Raw genomic sequence first — 16,580 nt, 5'->3', positions numbered from 1 at the left:
TAAGTTTCCTTTTTTAATAAAACGCGGCAAATGATTCTTTGTATTACTCACTCCAACGATTTTTATAATATCGATCTATTTTTTGATTATCTGAAATCTAAAAATATTCCTTATTTCAGGCTTAATTCTGATCATCTTAATGATTTTCAGAAAATTAGTATCAATGAAGATTCATTTGAACTGATTGATGAATTTGGAAATATCCTTCATTCTAAAGATATTAAAGCGGTATGGCACAGAAAATCCTGGCGAATTACTGTTCCTGAAGATCTTGATGAAGATTATGAGAAGATCTTTCTAAAAGAATATGGAAGTCTTCGGTATAATCTTTTTACGGTGTTGGAAGATCTTTCGTGGATCAATCCTTATGAACAAGAAACAAAGGTTGATGGAAATAAAATGTATCAGCTGAAGATTGCTCAAAAGTTTAATTTAACCATTCCAAAGACACTTTTTTCGAATGACGAAGAAAAAATACTCACTTTTTTCAAAGAACATTGCAAAGGAAAAGCGGTGGCAAAACTTCATGGAGTCATTACAAAATCGATGAACGGGGAAAATTTTCTTTCAACGACTATTATTGATGAAAATAATTTAGAGCATATTGCTGATATAGCCTATTGTCCGATGATTTTTCAACCCTATATCGAAAAAGAATATGAACTGAGAATTGTCTATGTGGCTGGCGAATTTTTCACAGGCAAAATTAATAACAGTGAAAATGCCGATTGGCGGGTTGTTCAAGGTAATTTCATGTGGTCAGAATATGATCTTCCGAAAGAAATTAAAGCGAATTTAACTTCTATGATGAAGGAAATGATGCTGTATCTTGGAGCAATTGATATGATTAAAGCAAAAGATGGAAAATATTATTTTCTCGAAGTAAATCCACAAGGAGAGTGGGGAATGTTACAAAAAGAGCTGCATTTTCCGATCGCACAAAGAATAGCTGACAACCTTATAAAAAGAATAAAATAACCAATGAATAAAATTTTAATAATTACCCACACAGGAGATAATTTTTCTATTGAAAAAGTAACAGAATATATTGAGAAAAATAACTGTGAAGTGATTCGTTTCGATGTAGATTTATATCCTTTACAAAATAAATTATCTACTATTTTCCAAGATGGAGAATGGGTGAGTTATCTTGAAACTGCTGATGCTAAAATTCGCCTGGATGATGTTGCGGCAGTTTGGTACCGAAGAGCTTATAATATTGGAAATGGTTTGAAAGAAGAAATTGACTCTAAATTTTACGGAGCTGCGATGGGAGAAATTCGCAACACGATTTTTGGTTTTCTGGAATCTTTTGACTGTTATTCTTTAGGAAAACCAAGTGTTTACAGAAGATTAGACAGCAAAGAAGAACAACTTAAAATAGCGGATAAAATAGGATTTAGAGTTCCTGAAACCTGCCTGACAAATAATCCTGAAGATGCAAAACAGTTTATTCTGAAACATAAGAACGTGGTTGCAAAAATGCAGACCGGCTTTGCCATTTATGAAGATGGAGTGGAAAGTGTAGTTTTCACCAACGTTGTTAAAGAAGATAAATTTGAAGAATTAGAGACCCTTTTATACTGCCCAATGCAGTTTCAGAGAATGATTCAAAAGAAAAAAGAACTTCGTGTGACTGTTGTTGGTCGGGATGTGTATGCTTTTGAAATCGATTCTCAACAGTTCGAAGACGCTAAAGTTGACTGGAGAAAAGATGGCGTTAATTTAATTGATAAATGGCTTCCAACCGAACTTCCGAAAGATATTGAAGAAAAAGTTCTGGAACTTTTAGATGTTTACAACGTAGATTATGGTGCATTAGACATCATCGTTTCTCCTGAGGATGAATACTATTTTATCGAGATCAATGCAGCGGGAGAGTTTTTCTGGCTGGATAATCTAACGGAAGGAAATCTTATTTCTAAAAGTATTGCAGATGTCTTGTGTGACAGGGCTCCGAGAAGAAATAATATGATTTTAGCTTAAGTTTCTTGAAGGCAAAAATCATAAATTAACTCCACTAATTACACAATAATTTCATATCAATAGAAACGGGCTTTAGCCCGTTTTCTTATTTTAATCCCAATAAAGGCATTATCCAAAATTTTAAAATAGGATTCATAAAAATGTATTTGATTATTTTTAACGTGAAAATTCTATCGTATTTGTTGGTTTTACGCAAGGACGTAAATTATATAAAAAAGCTGTTGATAAGGCGCAAGGATTTTATCGTAGATACAATTTAAGAAAGTAAAATTACTGCGGAGTTACTATAAAGTTTGTTTAAACTAATTTTAAATTTAACCGCAAAAGATATTTTGACATTTGTTAATGATGAATAAAAGTTCTCAAAAGAATAATATTTCGACTCTGCTCAATATGCAAAGATTTTTAAAACTTATGTGCTCTTATTAATGGTTTAACAATTAACTTAAAATACTAAAGTGTTAATCTTTTGTTCCTTTTGACTCCGTCGAATCTTGGATTTGTGGTTAAAAAAATTTTAAACAAATTTATAATATAACGTTTACTGAAAATCTCTGATTTTCTTGCGCCTTAATAACAGAATGAAGATTTAAAACTTTACGCCTTTGCGATTCTCCAACAAAATATTTTCCATTAAACTTTTCATGAAAATTTAAACAAATTCACTAATTAAATAGTAAACTAGACCGAAATTGTCCTTTAAAAATCGCAAATTTGCAGATACAATTTTTAGGTAATTGTTTAAAAAAAAACGAAGAATTGCCGAATAAAAAATATTGTCATAATTTAGTCAACAATCAAGTAGAAATATAATTGATGGTTTTTGTAACGGGTGCCACCGGGATTTTAGGCAGAGTAATTGTTTTAGAGCTTCTTAAAAAGGGCAAAAACGTTCGTGCTGCAAAAAGACCTACAAGCAATATAAAAGAAGTAAAACATTCGTATTCATTTTATACGGAAAGCGCTGACGATTTTTTTAATAAAATTGAATGGATTGATGTAGATTTTGATGATATCAATTCTCTGCAAGATGCTTTAAAAGGAGTAGATGAGGTATATCATTGCGCTGCAAAAGTAAGCTTTAATCCAAAAGATGAGAAAGAGATGTACCATGTAAATATTAAGGGTACAGAAAATCTTTTATTTGCCTGTGATGGTTCCGATGTTAAGAAATTTTTACATGTAAGTTCTATTGCCGTTTTAGACGGTTTTAATGAAAAAGGAGAATTGGATGAAGAGTCTGATTTTAATCCCAAAATAGAACATTCTGCGTATGCAATTTCCAAGCATTTATCTGAAATGGAAGTTTGGAGAGCGTCTGCTGAAGGTTTAAATACAATTATTATCAACCCCGGAATCATTATCGGAAGTGGAAACTGGAAACAAAGCAGTGGCGAACTTTTTTCTACTTTTGAAAAAAATAGCTTTACTTTTTCGGGAGGAACATCTTATGTAGATGTTTTTGATGTGGCAAAAATTGCCATTGAATTAATGGAAAAGAATATTTTCGGAGAACGGTTTATTCTTATTTCTGAAAATAAGAAATATGCAGATTTGGGCAATTATATCAGAAAGAAATTAGGGTTGAAAGATGCTAAAATCCTTTCTAATACCCAACTGAATCTGGGAAGATGGCTGAATGTTTTTTTCGGATGGTTAATTCCACCACTAAAAATGGCTACCCGATCTAATATTGAAGCGGTAACTTCTTTGAATACCATTTCCAACCAAAAAATTAAAGAAAAGCTGAATTATCAATTCATTCCTGTACAGGAAAGTGTTGATTTTCATCTTAATAATTATAGTAACGACAAAAAGCTGAATAAATAAATGAATCTTGCAGAGGCAATTATCAATAAAAATGTAGCAAAGCATCCTGTAAAATCAGCCATTGGTTTTAAGAAAAAAGAAGGCTGGAAAGAATTGAGCTGGAAGAAATTTGGTGAAATGATTTTCAAAACAGCCAATGCACTGAAAAATGCAGGAATTCAGGAAAATGATAAAGTCGCCATCTATTCAGACAATTCTTCTGAGTGGATGATTTTTGACTTGGCTGCCATGTCTATCGGAGCGGTTACGGTTCCTATTTATTCAACAAACAATGCTGAGCAGGCAGAATATATCATCAATGATTCTCAGTCTAAAATTATTTTAGTGGGAGATCAGGCACAATATGATGCGTGTTTGGATATTTTACATAAAGAAGAAAATAATCTTCAAACCATTATTGTTTCTAAAAAAGCAGTGTGGATTAAAAAAGAATTCAGTAGTTTTTATCTGGAAGATTTTATTGCAAAAGCTTCCTCAAAACTAGAGATCATCAAAAAAGAATATGATGATGTAGCAACGCTGATCTATACATCAGGAACTACCGGAACACCGAAAGGAGTAATGTTGACGCACGGAAATTTTATCAAAGCTTTCGATGCTCATTTTGAATTTTTTAAGTTTAAAAACTTCGAAGAAGAACTTTCATTGGCGTTTCTACCATTGAGTCATGTTTTCGAAAGATGCTGGAGTCTGCTTTGCTTATACGGTGGGGCGAGAGTCTATTTCCTGGAAGATCCCAAGAGCATTGCAAAAGCATTGGAAGAGGTAAAGCCTACGATGATGTGCGCGGTACCAAGATTTTTCCAGAAAGTATATGCCGGAGTATTAGAAAAAGCGAATGAAGGTTCCCCTTTAAAAAAGAAAATCTTCAATTGGGCTTTAGAAATAGGAACGGAAACTGGGAAATTAAGACAAAATGCAAACCCGATTCCTTTTGGTTTAAAACTAAAAGAATCTGTTGCCAATATGCTTGTTTTCAGTAAAATAAAAGAAAAGATGGGAGGTAGACTATGGTTCTTGCCTTGTGGTGGAGCTTCTGTATCTCCTGAAGTTACCAAATTCTTTGAATCAGTGGGAATTCACGTTACGGTTGGGTATGGTTTAACAGAAACTACGGCTACGTTGACGCTTTTCCCTTTGACCCATTTTGAGCATGCAACAAGCGGAAAAGCTTTGCCGGGGGTGGAGTTAAGAATTGGCGAGAATGATGAAATTCAGGCCAAAGGAAATGGCATCATGAAAGGATATTATAACAGACCAGAAGAAACACAAAAAGTGTTCACAGAAGATGGTTGGTTTAAAACCGGTGATGCAGGAAAGATTGATGATAAAGGAAATTTGATCATTACAGACAGGATCAAAGATCTGATGAAAACTTCCAACGGAAAATACATTGCGCCACAGCAGATTGAAAATTTGTTGACCAACAATAATTATATAGGTCAAATTGTTTTGATTGCAGAAGGAAGACAATTTGTTTCGGCTCTTATTGTTCCTAACTTTGAGTTTCTGGAAGATTACATTAAGAAAAATAATATTCCATTCACCAACTGGGAAGAATTGGTAAAAAAAGACGAGATTATTCGTTTATATAAAGATAAGATCAATGAGCTGCAACATGATTTGTCTGATTTTGAAAAGGTAAAGAAGTTCACTTTGATGCCTGCTGAATTTGAAATCAATACAGGGGAAATTACCCCAACATTGAAGATCAAGAGAAATGTAGTTCTTAAAAAATATGCAGATATTATTGAGAAAATGTATTAAGTAAAACGATGAAAGGTCACAGGATGTAGTGAAATTTGTGAAAAACATTTGTGCTATTTGTGGTTAAAAAAACAAGTTTTATCATTTTAAATTAAATTATGACAACACAAGAATTTTTAGGAAAACAAGAATTTACGATAAGCTCACAAACGGTTTCAGAAAGCTGTCCGTCTAATATTGCCTTAATTAAATATTGGGGAAAATATGACAATCAGATTCCTGCAAATCCGAGCATCAGTTATACTTTAAATCATTGTAAAACCAATACAACTCTTGAGTTTTTAGCTGGAGAACCATTTTCTGTACAAACATTTTTAGCAGGAAATGAAGAAGTGAAATTTGCTGAAAAGATAGAAAAGTATTTTAAAAATATCGAGCAATATTTACCTTGGATCTTAGAAGGTAAGTATGTCATCAGAACAGAAAATACATTCCCTCACAGTTCAGGAATAGCAAGTTCTGCTTCAGGATTTGGAGCAATTGCTAAATGTCTGATGAAAATAGATGACGTTTTTTCTGATAAAATATCGGATGAAGAATCATTAAAAAAAGCATCTTTCCTAGCTAGATTAGGAAGTGGAAGTGCGTGCAGAAGCTTATATGATGGATTGGTTGTTTGGGGACAATCTCAGGTAAAGGGAAGTTCTGATTTATATGCTGTAAAATATCCGGATGATGAAATTCATGAAATTTTCAAGGATTTTAATGATTGGGTTTTATTGATTCACGAAGGTCAGAAAACGGTTTCTTCAACGGTTGGACATGGTTTAATGAATACCAATCCGTATGCAGAAAGAAGGTTCTTGGAAGCTAGAGAGAACTTCGGACCAATGAAAGAAATTCTGGAAAATGGAGATTTACAAAGTTTTATAAAATTAGTGGAACATGAAGCGCTGACGCTTCACGCCATGATGATGATGAGCGATCCTGCTTTTATTTTAATGAAGACAGGAACATTAGAAGTCATCAATAAAGTTTGGGATTTTAGAAGAGAAACAGGGCTGCCTTTATTCTTTACATTGGATGCCGGAGCAAATGTTCATCTTTTATTTCCAAATGCCGGATCTGAAGAACAAATTAAATCTTTTATTGAAACTGAATTATTACAACACACTCAAAACAATGGAGTAGTGAAGGATGTCATGAAGTTTTAATCAAAGTAAAAACATATTTTGTATCAATAGAAACGGGCTTTAGCCCGTTTTCGTTTTATAGTAACGGAATTGACTTTAGTCAAAATATAGTTGAATCCATCAATCCTCACTCACAACCGCATCCCGCTCTCCATCTTCCTTTTTTCCTTCCTGAATCATTTGCTCAGCTTGGATTTTCTCTTCAGGAGTCGCTTTTTCTATTCTTTCTTCCTGCTGGTCATTATAATGGTCTATAAAGAACTCACAATAGACCGGAAGATGATCTGAACCGAAATTTTCTAATGTACTAAGCTTTTCAATGAAAATATCTTCACTATGAAACATTAAATCAATTGGAAATCTCAACAGATGGTATTTTGCATGAAAGGTAGAAACAAAGGCGCGACCAATTCTTGGATCAATCAAATGACTTGTTTTTCTGAATAGTATAGATGATTTTGACCAGGCCACGTTATTGAAATCTCCAACAACAATTAAGGGTTTATGAATCTCAGTCACCCGTTTTGCGGTACTTAGCAAATCGCCGTCCCTTTCTTTTGAAGTTTCCTCTTCGGTAGGACTTGGTGGCGGTGGATGAACACCAAAAAAGACAAATGAAAACCCATCTTCGGTGATTAAGTGAATTTCAATACTCGGAATATCATCAGCAACAAAATAATGTGTTTTTGCTTCCTGTATTTTTAGTTTGGAATAAAAGTGCATTCCATACGTATTTTCCAACGTTACTTTATGGTGATATGGGTAATCTTTTTCCAAAGGTTGCATGGCCTTTTCCCAATCTCCATTGCTTTCCATCGTTAGAAAAACTTGAGGATTATATTTTTCGATTAATCTGATAAACCTGCCGTATTCTGTATTGAACTGATAAACATTCGCTGAAATGAAATGTAATTTTTGAGAAGATTTCTGCTGTCTTGAATGTTTCTTTATCGGATAAAGCGGAGTATACTTGATAAGAATAACACCGTGATGAATAAATAATAGAATCAATAAACCTTGGCAATACCAAAAATAGTCTGACGAAGAATCTACCAGAAAACCTAGAATGAAGGTAATGATAATGAAATAAGTGATCTGGATTTTACCAAATTCAGGAACCCTAAATATCCAATGTGAATTTTGAATTTTTGGCAATAGCGTTAAAACGAGCAACAATACAACTAAGATGAGATAAGCAGTCCACATATTTCTTATAATAAAGGGTTAAAAGTATGATTTTACTTTTTAAATTGATGTAAGGTTTATATTTTATTTCCCTATTTTTATTCGATCAGATTGAATTGAAAATAAGATGAATAAAATCGTAGTTCTTAGTGTATTGCTCTCTGCATTTTGTTTTGGGCAGAAGGCTGCCAATCAGGATGTTCAAAAGCCTATCCAAAATTTATTTCTTGCGATGAAAAACGCAGATGCTGAGTTGTTGAAATCTGTATTTTCAGAAACGGCAATTCTTCAAACGGTTACAAAGGACGGAACCGTAAAAACAGATGCTATTCCGGAATTTATTTCTTCCATTGGTAAGGCTGCGAAAGATGATTTAGATGAAAGGATAACCATTGAAGCCATTCATATTGATGGGGATTTAGCGAGTGTTTTTACGCCGTATCAGTTCTATTATAAAGGGAAATTACTACATTGTGGCGCGAATAGTTTTCAATTGGTAAAACAGAATAATAGCTGGAAAATTCAATATATAATTGATACAAGAAGGAAAGAAAACTGTGAAAATGGAAAGTAATATGAGAAATAAGAATTTGATTCTGAACTATGTTTTTTTAGGTTGTCTGGCTATCTTATTTTTAAATGATCATTTTTTCAAATTTGAATATACGAGTTGGTTAACAGGGAAATTATCTGATATTGTAGGAATTATATTACTTCCAATGCTTTTAACTTATTTGTTTCCAAAATTAAAACAGAATTCAGTATTTCTGGCGGGGCTTCTTTTTGCCTTTTGGAAATCACCTTTTTCGGAAAGTTGTATTCAGTTTTATAATCTGATTTCTCCTATTTCAATTCATAGAGTGGTTGATTATTCAGACATATTGGTTGTATTGTTACTACCCATTCCTTATTATTTGATTCTAAATGCAGATATTATTAATACTTTTAGCCTTAAAAAAGTAAATGCTTTTGCTGTTTTAGCACCCACTTTATTTATTCTAATGTCAACATCACCAGGGTATAGACATTATGATTATGTTCCTTACACCGGAAATTTAATATTTGGAAATAGTACTTTTACCCTTTCTAAATCTAAAGAGCAGGTATTGGTAGAATTGAAAAAGAGAGACATCAATATTCATAAAGACTCTGTGAGAATTGTAGGCATAAATAAAAGTAAATATTTAGGATTGGGAAGGATTGATTATAAAAATATTGATAGTAAAAAAGATATTTTTCAGATCTCTAATGATAGTTTAAAGCAAGATATTTTGAAAAGTATAGATCAAAGTAATGAATACAAGATTGATAAAATTAAAATTGGAGATCAAACCATAGAAAATATTCAGCTTCAGGTATCAAAATCAATTGATGGAAGAGGTACATCGATTACTTTAAAATCGATGAATATAGAAAGATATTTAAGAGAAGATAAAGTGGAACGAAAACTTAGAAAGATTTACGAAAAATTATTAGAAGAACAATTCAAAAGTTATTAAATGAAAATACATCATATTGCAATTATTTGCTCAGACTACGAAATTTCCAAAAAGTTCTATATAGAAGTTATGGGATTGAATATTATTCGAGAGGTATACCGTGAAGAAAGACAATCGTATAAACTAGATTTGGCTATTGGTGATCATTATGTTATCGAATTATTTTCATTTCCCAATCCGCCGGAAAGACACTCTCGTCCTGAATCATGCGGATTAAGACATTTGGCTTTTTCTGTTGAAAGTGTGAGTGAAAAACGACAAGAGCTTATGGATAAAGGATTGAGCTGTGAAGAAATAAGAATCGATGAATTCACCGGAAAAGAATTTTTCTTTACCCAAGATCCGGATCAGCTTCCTTTGGAGTTTTATGAGATGTAAAATAGAATGCTAGATTTCAGATGTTAGACTGAAATTTGATGTTTAATATCTGAAATCTAAATAGTTAATTAGTGAGCGTATCCCGTAAAGAAGCTGATGGCCATAATTGCTAAAACAATCGAAGAAATGACTACATAAACGTAGTCTTTTTCTTTAAGATAGCCTACCAATGCAAACACAATTCTCATTAAAGGAGTAATGATCAGGATAAGAATTCCCAATTGAATAATGGCCATTCCTTCCCCTGCACCCAATGAATGCCAAAAGTGGCTCCAAACCTTTTCGGATGAAGATCCTACATCCAGGCTGGTATATTTTTTAGGCATTTCAAAACCTTCGAAGAAAAGTTTAACAAAACCAATGATAGAGGTTGCTACCGATAAAAGAACACCCAGTCTCAAAAGATTTCCAACGGAACGGTTTAGATCTACATCTGTGAAATTCTTTTTCATTATCTGAAGCTTTGTTTGATACCGTTATACATCATGTAAATAGACAAAATTGTGATCACAATAGCGAAGAATGCTTTCAGTTTTTTTGTCTTAGAAACCATTAACGTTTTTGAACCAATGAAACTTCCAACAACTACACCTACCAAAACAGGAGCTGCAATTACAGGAATAATTTCACCTCTCTGGAAATAGATCATGGCACTCGCAACTGCCGTTACCCCGATCATAAAATTACTGGTTGTGGTAGAAACTTTAAATGGCAGTCTCATCATGTTATCCATTGCCAAAACTTTCAAGGCACCAGAACCAATTCCTAACAATCCGGACATTGCTCCTGCAAACATCATCATGAAAAATCCTGGAATTGTATTTCTTGCAGAATAGCTTTTTAACACGCCTTTATCAGGAAATGTTCCGTATAATTTTAGTTTTTCTTCCAAGCTGCCTTTTATCAGAGGTTCCTGATGATCAGGTTTTCCTTTAAGATTTAAAACAACTGTTAAAAGAAGAATACTTGCAAATATAATTCCCAGTGTATTAGGATTCAGCATCCCGGAAACCAAAGCTCCAATGATAGCTCCGGCGGTGGTTCCGATCTCTAAAAACATTCCGATCCTCATATTGGTAAAGCCTTCTTTAACGAAAGCAACCGCTGCACCGGAAGAGGTACCGATCACAGAAATTAATGAAGCGCCAATTGCATAATGCATAGGAACGCCGAAACCCAGCGTTAATAAAGGGATGATGATGACTCCTCCTCCTAGCCCTGTAAGCGAACCCAAAAGGCCTGCTGAGATGGCTCCAAGAAAGAGAATGATGATTTCTGACATGGTACAAATATAAAACTATTGGCGTTGTCTGACAAACTTTTAAAAAAGATTATTTTAATGTAATTTTGCAAAAACAAGAAAGAAAAATGAATTTATTTTATGTTATTCTGGGAGCAACGCCTAAAGGCAGAAATATTGAACAGCATGATGTGTTTTTCGGGATTGCTGAAAGCCTGAAAGATCTTGTGCCGGATATGAAAGATTTTTGGAAAGAAGCAGACGGTAAAATTCACCTAGATTGTCATCAAAAAGTACAGTTTGCAGACGGATATGAAGTGAATATTGTTGAAAAAACAGAGGCAACTTCTGAAGATCAATTGTATTTCCTGAATTTAGGAGGATATAAGAGAGGACACTTTGAAGAGTTTCACGAACAACACCTTATGGTTGGGAAATCAATGGGAGAGATCATCAAAAGAGCAAAAGATACAGAGTTTTATAAAACAATGGGTTTTGAGGGCGCAGTAAGTCATGTAGATGATAAACATGGAGTAGACATTGATGACATTTTTAATGTAAATGATATTCTTCCTGAAAAAATGAAAGAAAAATACTCGATTGTTTTAACTAAATCTAATGCTGAAAATCAGGAAAATGAAATAGGATTAGGATACCTGAAAATCGATAAAGTTTAATAATAGCTTTACAATAAATCTAATAGAAAAATAAAAAGAAAGAATGAAAATAGGAATTTTAGGAGGAGGACAGCTTGGAAGAATGTTGATACAAAGCGCATTGAAATATGATGATCAGTTTTATACATTAGATCCTGCTTCTGATGCTCCTTGTCACAATATCTCATACTTTACGCAAGGGAATTTCAATGACTATGAAACAGTTTTGAATTTTGGTAAAGATAAAGATGTTGTAACGATTGAAATTGAGCATGTAAATGCTGATGCTTTGGCTGAACTTGAAAATCAGGGCGTAAAAGTAGTTCCGAATTCTAAAATTATTAAAACCATTCAACAAAAAATCCTTCAAAAGGAGTTTTATAAAACACATAATATTCCAAGTCCTGAATTTCAGGTGGTTTGGAATAGAGATGAAGAAATTACAATGCCCTTACCTTTTGTTCAAAAAATGAATACGGGTGGATACGACGGAAAAGGAGTTCAGCTCATTAAAAATGAAATTGATCTTCAAAATCTTTGGCAGGAAGCTTCTGTGATTGAAAGTTTGGTTGATATTGATAAAGAACTTTCTGTAATTGTTGCAAGAAATGAAAACGGAGAAACTAAGACTTTTCCTGTAACAGAAATGGTAGCTGATCCAAAACTAAATTTATTAGATTTCAACATTTGTCCGGTTTTTTTAAGTGAAGATATTCAGAAGCAAATAGATTCTATTACCGAGAAATTTTTAGAGGTAGTCAATTCTCCGGGACTTTTTGCGATCGAATTATTTTTAGATCAGGAAGGAAAAATTTGGGTCAACGAAACAGCTCCAAGATTACATAACTCAGGACACCAAAGTCAGGAAGGAAATGCCAATTCACAGTTTGAACAAATGTATCGTGTGGTGAAGAATTTACCTCTGGCTGATACAGATTTTCTAACTTTCAGTGGAATGTTAAATTTAGTTGGTGCAGAAGGATTCGAAGGAAATGTGATTTATGAAGGAATGGATGATGTGCTGAAAATGCCCAAAACCTACGTTCACCTTTACGGAAAAACTGAAACCAAACCCGGAAGAAAAATGGGTCACATCAATGTATTGGCAGATTCAAAAGAAGAGTTGATGGAGAAATTGGTGAAGGTGAAAGAAATGGTGAGAGTGATTGCTTAACTCACTTAATGATAAATGAAAAAGACTGCTTCGGCAGTCTTTTTTTATTCATGAATTTTCGGATAATCTATCGTCCATTTTTTTCTTGGGAATTCCACAGTAAATATGGACCTTCAAATTCATCCTTGTATATTAATTCATAAGAGTCTTGATGATTTGTTGAATAATAAGGCTTTGTTTCTAGTCCTTCTTTTTGGAAACCTAGTTTTTCAAGTGTTTTCCAATCTTGATTTTCAGGAAATTTTTTGTTGATGGTTTGGTAGGTTTCAATATTTTTTATCAGTTGATTTCCAAACTGTATATCAGATTTTCGTGTGATCTCAATCGGTAAATTCCAATACATTGTAAAGGCAATTACGATAACAAGAAGTATGGAAGTTATGATTAATATGGTCTTTTTCATTGCTATATTGAGTTTAAAATATATTTAAGTTTTTCATAATCATTATTTGTCCCAAAGTTTTCTGTATCTGCATCAGTTCCAATAATTCTGTATTGATGGCAGCCAAAACATATTTTTGCAATTCCAATGACTTTTCCTAGCTTCTTAAATATCAAAATATCTCTGAAAACAGGTACACAAGCTGCAGCGTAGCCATCACTTGCTGTTTTCTCAATAAATATTTTGTTTATTTCAGGAAATTTAGATGAGTCTATTTTCTTTTTTACAAAACCTATTTTTTCCATATACTTTAAGAAAGCAAGGTCTGTAATCGTTTCAGGAGTTTCATCAATCGTAACAGTGTATTTGTATTTATCTACTTTTGATTTATTCTGATTTTTATCTAACTCTTCAATTTTACCTTCCTCTAAATTAGTGGAGTAATAATCTATTTGGTCATAATCAAAGAAGACTTTACCATATTTTATTTCTAGTGGAATGGCTTCTTTCGAAGGTGATTCAGAAATATTTTCTTTTTTACAACTACAGAATAGGAAAAATAATACAAACAGGGTTATAAATTTAAGATACATATAATAGTATAATTTCTTACTTAAAAATCTTCTGAATAATATTTCCAATTTCTATAAAATCTCCATGATTTCCAACAGATCTTATTTCGGGATTATTTTTATCAAATTCTGAAAACGGAAAAATAAGAAGATAATTGTTATTGTGCAGATATTTATTCAGAAGTTCAGGAATCATCCTCATTCGTGGAAGGTAAGATTGCATTCCTCTTTTGGCCATAAAAACAATCAGGGCTTCATCTTCTTTTAACTGAGCGGCGGTTTTTTCTCCATCTCTCCAGCTGTTCATAATGATGAATTCGGCTTCTATATTGGCTTTTTTAATTATTTTCTGTAGGATGCCTAAAATCTCCTCTGAAGCATAGAAAACTACAGTTGCACCAGAATTTCTGGCAATATTCCAAACTCTTAGAAGAGCATGGAAAAATCCAGCTTCCTTATGCGCTTTTTCAGGAATCATTACCGCATATTTTTTAATGGTTGAAAGAGGTTGTGCAGCATGATATACCAACACATTCACATCATCATTTTGTAGATAGCCGTTGTAAAGATTATAGACAAAAGAAGGAGAGAAGCCTTTTTCATCTTCCAACCCAATGATAAGATCTGTGATGTTCTGCTCTTTCATTACGTGATGTACACCGTTGATAACGTCATTGTCATATCTTTTCAACGGCTGTAATTTTACATCTGCGGAAGCAGCAATATCAGTGGCTTGGTGTAATAATTTTTCGGCATTTTTTACAGAAGATTCATTTTTATCTTCATTAATAACATTTAGAGCATATAGATCTTCCGTATTGGAATGTGCTTTTATCAGAATCCCAAGATTAACCATTCTTTCTACTGTATTTTCATGATTAATGGCCAACAGAATATTTTCTTCCTCATGATTGGTTCCTGAAACGGTATCTTCATTATCGCTTTCGGCAATTTTTTGAGCACTCGCCATAGAAATAAATGAGGAAATAGTACATGAAATCAAGATCAGTAAAATACTTCCATTCAATACATGTTCGTTTAGTAATCTTATAGGTTCTCCGGTTTCAGTTTCAGAAATAATGATGTTATATCCCACCATTACGGAAGCTAACGTTGCCGCTGCAGAAGCGGAACTCAATCCGAAAATAAGTTTTCCTTCGTCTTTGGAAAGGCGAAATGTTTTTTTAGTGGCAATAGCCGCAAGGTACTTACCTCCAATAGATGCAATAAGCATAATGGCAGCTACCTGAAGGGTCTCTGAACTTTTAAAGAAAACTTTAAAATCAATCAACATTCCTACACTAATCAAAAAGAAAGGAATAAAGATTGCATTCCCGACAAATTCAACTCTGTTCATTAAGGATGAAGTGTGCGGAATAAGTCTGTTCAATGCCAATCCTGCAAAGAATGCTCCGATAATAGCTTCTACACCTGCTAATTCTGCCAACATTGCTGCAAGATAAATCATGACCAATACAAAGATATATTGTGAGATTTTATCATCTACTTTTTTGAAAAACCAACGTCCGATAATCGGAAATATCAACAAAACAATAAGAGCAAAAACAATAAATGAAACCGATAGTTTCACCCAAAATGCGGTACCCACATCTCCTTGAGACATTCCTACGACAACAGCAAGAACCAAAAGGGCCAGTACATCGGTAATCATTGTTCCACCAACGGTAATGTTGACGGCCAGATTTTTTGCAATTCCCAATTTGCTGACCAAAGGATAGGCAATCAGGGTATGGGAAGAAAACAAACTGGCAAATAATACAGAGGTAAGAATATTAAAGTGTAAAATATAATATCCCCCCAAAAAACCTAAAATAAAAGGAACTACAAACGTATAGATTCCGAAGGTGAGGCTTTTCCACTTGTTTTTCTTAAAATCTCCCATGTCAATTTCAAGTCCGGCAAGAAACATAATGTATAGTAAACCAGTAGTTCCGGTTACCACAATACTGCTGTCTCTTGATAAAACATTGAAACCGTTTGGCCCAATCACTGCACCCGCTATAATAAGCCCTAATAAGTGAGGAACTTTTATTTTATTCAGCAAAAGAGGAGCTGCAAGAATAATGATAAGGACGAGCAGGAACTTTAATACTGGATCTTCTATGGGAAGGCTCAGGTTATGTATATTCAGTAAAATCATAGGTGTTTATTTTGTGGAACGTAGTAACTCGACAGAAAACTTAGCCATACAGTTATCTACCATAACGGTTCTTGTACCTCTGATTTTATTATCAGAAATATCATTAAGTAAAACATTCATTTCTACTTTCTTTTTGGAGGTAGAATCTGTTTTGAAATTAAGCTTGATTTCGTTATGATCAAATTTACCTGCGTACAATCTTACGAGATTATTATTGTTGATGATCTTTGTGACCAATTGTGTAGAATCATTATCAAACTCCCAAGTATCTATTCGCTGATCTCCCACCACATAATCGCTGCAGTTGGATTCTGTGCAAATTACTTTTCCGGTCCAGTCACCGGAAATTTCTGCTGGCCACCTTACAATTTTCACAGAATCTTTTTTTGAAAAAAGACTGTCTCTCATTTTTAATAATGCCTGATATTCTGATTCTTTTTGAGCAAAGAGTTTTTCTTTTTGAAGCAATTGTTCTTCTCTTGAAATGAGATTTTTTTCTTTTTCTTTATCATTACAACTTACCAAAAAGAAAGAAATGGCAAGAAGTATAAATAATGTGTTTTTTAACATGTGGGATATATTGGTGTAAACAATATAGGAAAAAAAAGAGGAATGGA

The 16,580-nt window shown here is 33.4% G+C and carries 17 protein-coding genes; 10 read left to right on the top strand and 7 right to left on the bottom strand.

Going from position 1 to position 16,580, the window contains the following annotated elements:
• Positions 1 to 30: 30 nt before the first annotated feature.
• The 5 genes from BUB80_RS15050 (at position 31) to BUB80_RS15030 (ending at position 6,737) form a co-directional block, all read left to right on the top strand.
• Positions 31 to 978, top strand: coding sequence for an MvdC/MvdD family ATP grasp protein (locus tag BUB80_RS15050; protein WP_073294269.1), 948 nt, complete (start codon positions 31 to 33; stop codon positions 976 to 978).
• A 3-nt stretch (positions 979 to 981) separates the two neighbouring features.
• A complete protein-coding gene (locus BUB80_RS15045; RefSeq protein WP_073294267.1) occupies positions 982 to 1,986 on the top strand; it encodes an MvdD family ATP-grasp ribosomal peptide maturase in 1,005 nt (334 codons plus the stop codon).
• A gap of 816 nt (positions 1,987 to 2,802) precedes the next feature.
• On the top strand, positions 2,803 to 3,816 hold the full coding sequence (locus BUB80_RS15040; protein WP_073294265.1) for an NAD-dependent epimerase/dehydratase family protein: 1,014 nt from the start codon (positions 2,803 to 2,805) through the stop codon (positions 3,814 to 3,816).
• Positions 3,817 to 5,583: an AMP-dependent synthetase/ligase gene (locus tag BUB80_RS15035; RefSeq protein ID WP_073294263.1), complete on the top strand. Its 1,767-nt coding sequence runs from the start codon at positions 3,817 to 3,819 to the stop codon at positions 5,581 to 5,583.
• Positions 5,584 to 5,681: 98 nt separating this feature from the next.
• Positions 5,682 to 6,737, top strand: a complete 1,056-nt coding sequence (locus BUB80_RS15030; RefSeq protein WP_073294261.1) for a diphosphomevalonate decarboxylase — start codon at positions 5,682 to 5,684, stop codon at positions 6,735 to 6,737.
• A 99-nt stretch (positions 6,738 to 6,836) separates the two neighbouring features.
• On the opposite strand, the gene BUB80_RS15025 is transcribed toward BUB80_RS15030, so the two are convergent.
• A complete protein-coding gene (locus tag BUB80_RS15025; protein WP_073294259.1) occupies positions 6,837 to 7,922 on the bottom strand; it encodes an endonuclease/exonuclease/phosphatase family protein in 1,086 nt (361 codons plus the stop codon).
• Positions 7,923 to 8,028: 106 nt separating this feature from the next.
• Between BUB80_RS15025 and BUB80_RS15020 the strand changes: the two genes are divergently transcribed.
• Genes BUB80_RS15020 through gloA2 form a run of 3 tightly spaced genes read left to right on the top strand, consistent with a single transcriptional unit; the run spans position 8,029 to position 9,778 of the window.
• Positions 8,029 to 8,475, top strand: coding sequence for a nuclear transport factor 2 family protein (locus BUB80_RS15020; RefSeq protein WP_073294257.1), 447 nt, complete (start codon positions 8,029 to 8,031; stop codon positions 8,473 to 8,475).
• Between the two features lies 1 nt (position 8,476).
• Positions 8,477 to 9,400: a hypothetical protein gene (locus BUB80_RS15015; RefSeq protein ID WP_139262711.1), complete on the top strand. Its 924-nt coding sequence runs from the start codon at positions 8,477 to 8,479 to the stop codon at positions 9,398 to 9,400.
• Positions 9,401 to 9,778, top strand: coding sequence for an SMU1112c/YaeR family gloxylase I-like metalloprotein (gene gloA2 / locus BUB80_RS15010; protein WP_073294253.1), 378 nt, complete (start codon positions 9,401 to 9,403; stop codon positions 9,776 to 9,778). It abuts the gene before it with no gap.
• Positions 9,779 to 9,846: 68 nt separating this feature from the next.
• Here gloA2 and BUB80_RS15005 read toward each other — a convergent pair whose 3' ends face one another.
• The gene (locus tag BUB80_RS15005; RefSeq protein ID WP_073294251.1) at positions 9,847 to 10,230 is read right to left on the bottom strand and encodes a DUF1634 domain-containing protein; all 384 of its coding nucleotides are present in this window, start codon (positions 10,228 to 10,230) and stop codon (positions 9,847 to 9,849) included.
• Positions 10,230 to 11,060: a sulfite exporter TauE/SafE family protein gene (locus BUB80_RS15000; protein ID WP_073294249.1), complete on the bottom strand. Its 831-nt coding sequence runs from the start codon at positions 11,058 to 11,060 to the stop codon at positions 10,230 to 10,232. Before BUB80_RS15000 ends, BUB80_RS15005 begins: the two co-directional genes overlap by 1 nt.
• Before the next feature lie 86 nt (positions 11,061 to 11,146).
• On the opposite strand from BUB80_RS15000, the gene BUB80_RS14995 reads away from it, so the two are divergent.
• Both BUB80_RS14995 and BUB80_RS14990 read left to right on the top strand, forming a co-directional pair.
• Entirely contained in the window at positions 11,147 to 11,695 is a 549-nt protein-coding gene (locus BUB80_RS14995) for a DUF1543 domain-containing protein (RefSeq protein ID WP_073294247.1), read from the top strand.
• A 43-nt stretch (positions 11,696 to 11,738) separates the two neighbouring features.
• Positions 11,739 to 12,848, top strand: a complete 1,110-nt coding sequence (locus tag BUB80_RS14990) for a 5-(carboxyamino)imidazole ribonucleotide synthase (RefSeq protein WP_073294245.1) — start codon at positions 11,739 to 11,741, stop codon at positions 12,846 to 12,848.
• A gap of 67 nt (positions 12,849 to 12,915) precedes the next feature.
• On the opposite strand, the gene BUB80_RS14985 is transcribed toward BUB80_RS14990, so the two are convergent.
• The 4 genes from BUB80_RS14985 to BUB80_RS14970 are packed head-to-tail and all read right to left on the bottom strand — an operon-like array spanning position 12,916 to position 16,533.
• Positions 12,916 to 13,251 (bottom strand): hypothetical protein, encoded by a 336-nt coding sequence (locus tag BUB80_RS14985; RefSeq protein ID WP_073294243.1) that lies wholly within the window; start codon positions 13,249 to 13,251, stop codon positions 12,916 to 12,918.
• 2 nt (positions 13,252 to 13,253) lie between these two features.
• Positions 13,254 to 13,823: a hypothetical protein gene (locus BUB80_RS14980; protein WP_073294241.1), complete on the bottom strand. Its 570-nt coding sequence runs from the start codon at positions 13,821 to 13,823 to the stop codon at positions 13,254 to 13,256.
• A gap of 16 nt (positions 13,824 to 13,839) precedes the next feature.
• Positions 13,840 to 15,963, bottom strand: coding sequence for a cation:proton antiporter (locus tag BUB80_RS14975; RefSeq protein WP_073294239.1), 2,124 nt, complete (start codon positions 15,961 to 15,963; stop codon positions 13,840 to 13,842).
• 6 nt (positions 15,964 to 15,969) lie between these two features.
• Positions 15,970 to 16,533: a hypothetical protein gene (locus tag BUB80_RS14970; protein ID WP_073294237.1), complete on the bottom strand. Its 564-nt coding sequence runs from the start codon at positions 16,531 to 16,533 to the stop codon at positions 15,970 to 15,972.
• Between the last annotated feature and the right edge of the window lie 47 nt (positions 16,534 to 16,580).

The sequence above is a fragment of the Chryseobacterium polytrichastri genome, from assembly GCF_900142445.1.
In the GTDB taxonomy this organism is placed as follows: Bacteria; Bacteroidota; Bacteroidia; order Flavobacteriales; family Weeksellaceae; genus Chryseobacterium; species Chryseobacterium polytrichastri.
This window is presented reverse-complemented; position numbering and strand designations above follow the sequence as displayed.

Coding starts and splice junctions, on each gene's coding strand:
- BUB80_RS15050 (WP_073294269.1), top strand. CDS start 31: ATGATTCTTTGTATTACTCACTCCAACGATTTTTATAATATCGATCTA.
- BUB80_RS15045 (WP_073294267.1), top strand. CDS start 982: ATGAATAAAATTTTAATAATTACCCACACAGGAGATAATTTTTCTATT.
- BUB80_RS15040 (WP_073294265.1), top strand. CDS start 2,803: ATGGTTTTTGTAACGGGTGCCACCGGGATTTTAGGCAGAGTAATTGTT.
- BUB80_RS15035 (WP_073294263.1), top strand. CDS start 3,817: ATGAATCTTGCAGAGGCAATTATCAATAAAAATGTAGCAAAGCATCCT.
- BUB80_RS15030 (WP_073294261.1), top strand. CDS start 5,682: ATGACAACACAAGAATTTTTAGGAAAACAAGAATTTACGATAAGCTCA.
- BUB80_RS15025 (WP_073294259.1), bottom strand. CDS start 7,922: ATGTGGACTGCTTATCTCATCTTAGTTGTATTGTTGCTCGTTTTAACG.
- BUB80_RS15020 (WP_073294257.1), top strand. CDS start 8,029: ATGAATAAAATCGTAGTTCTTAGTGTATTGCTCTCTGCATTTTGTTTT.
- BUB80_RS15015 (WP_139262711.1), top strand. CDS start 8,477: ATGAGAAATAAGAATTTGATTCTGAACTATGTTTTTTTAGGTTGTCTG.
- gloA2 (WP_073294253.1), top strand. CDS start 9,401: ATGAAAATACATCATATTGCAATTATTTGCTCAGACTACGAAATTTCC.
- BUB80_RS15005 (WP_073294251.1), bottom strand. CDS start 10,230: ATGAAAAAGAATTTCACAGATGTAGATCTAAACCGTTCCGTTGGAAAT.
- BUB80_RS15000 (WP_073294249.1), bottom strand. CDS start 11,060: ATGTCAGAAATCATCATTCTCTTTCTTGGAGCCATCTCAGCAGGCCTT.
- BUB80_RS14995 (WP_073294247.1), top strand. CDS start 11,147: ATGAATTTATTTTATGTTATTCTGGGAGCAACGCCTAAAGGCAGAAAT.
- BUB80_RS14990 (WP_073294245.1), top strand. CDS start 11,739: ATGAAAATAGGAATTTTAGGAGGAGGACAGCTTGGAAGAATGTTGATA.
- BUB80_RS14985 (WP_073294243.1), bottom strand. CDS start 13,251: ATGAAAAAGACCATATTAATCATAACTTCCATACTTCTTGTTATCGTA.
- BUB80_RS14980 (WP_073294241.1), bottom strand. CDS start 13,823: ATGTATCTTAAATTTATAACCCTGTTTGTATTATTTTTCCTATTCTGT.
- BUB80_RS14975 (WP_073294239.1), bottom strand. CDS start 15,963: ATGATTTTACTGAATATACATAACCTGAGCCTTCCCATAGAAGATCCA.
- BUB80_RS14970 (WP_073294237.1), bottom strand. CDS start 16,533: ATGTTAAAAAACACATTATTTATACTTCTTGCCATTTCTTTCTTTTTG.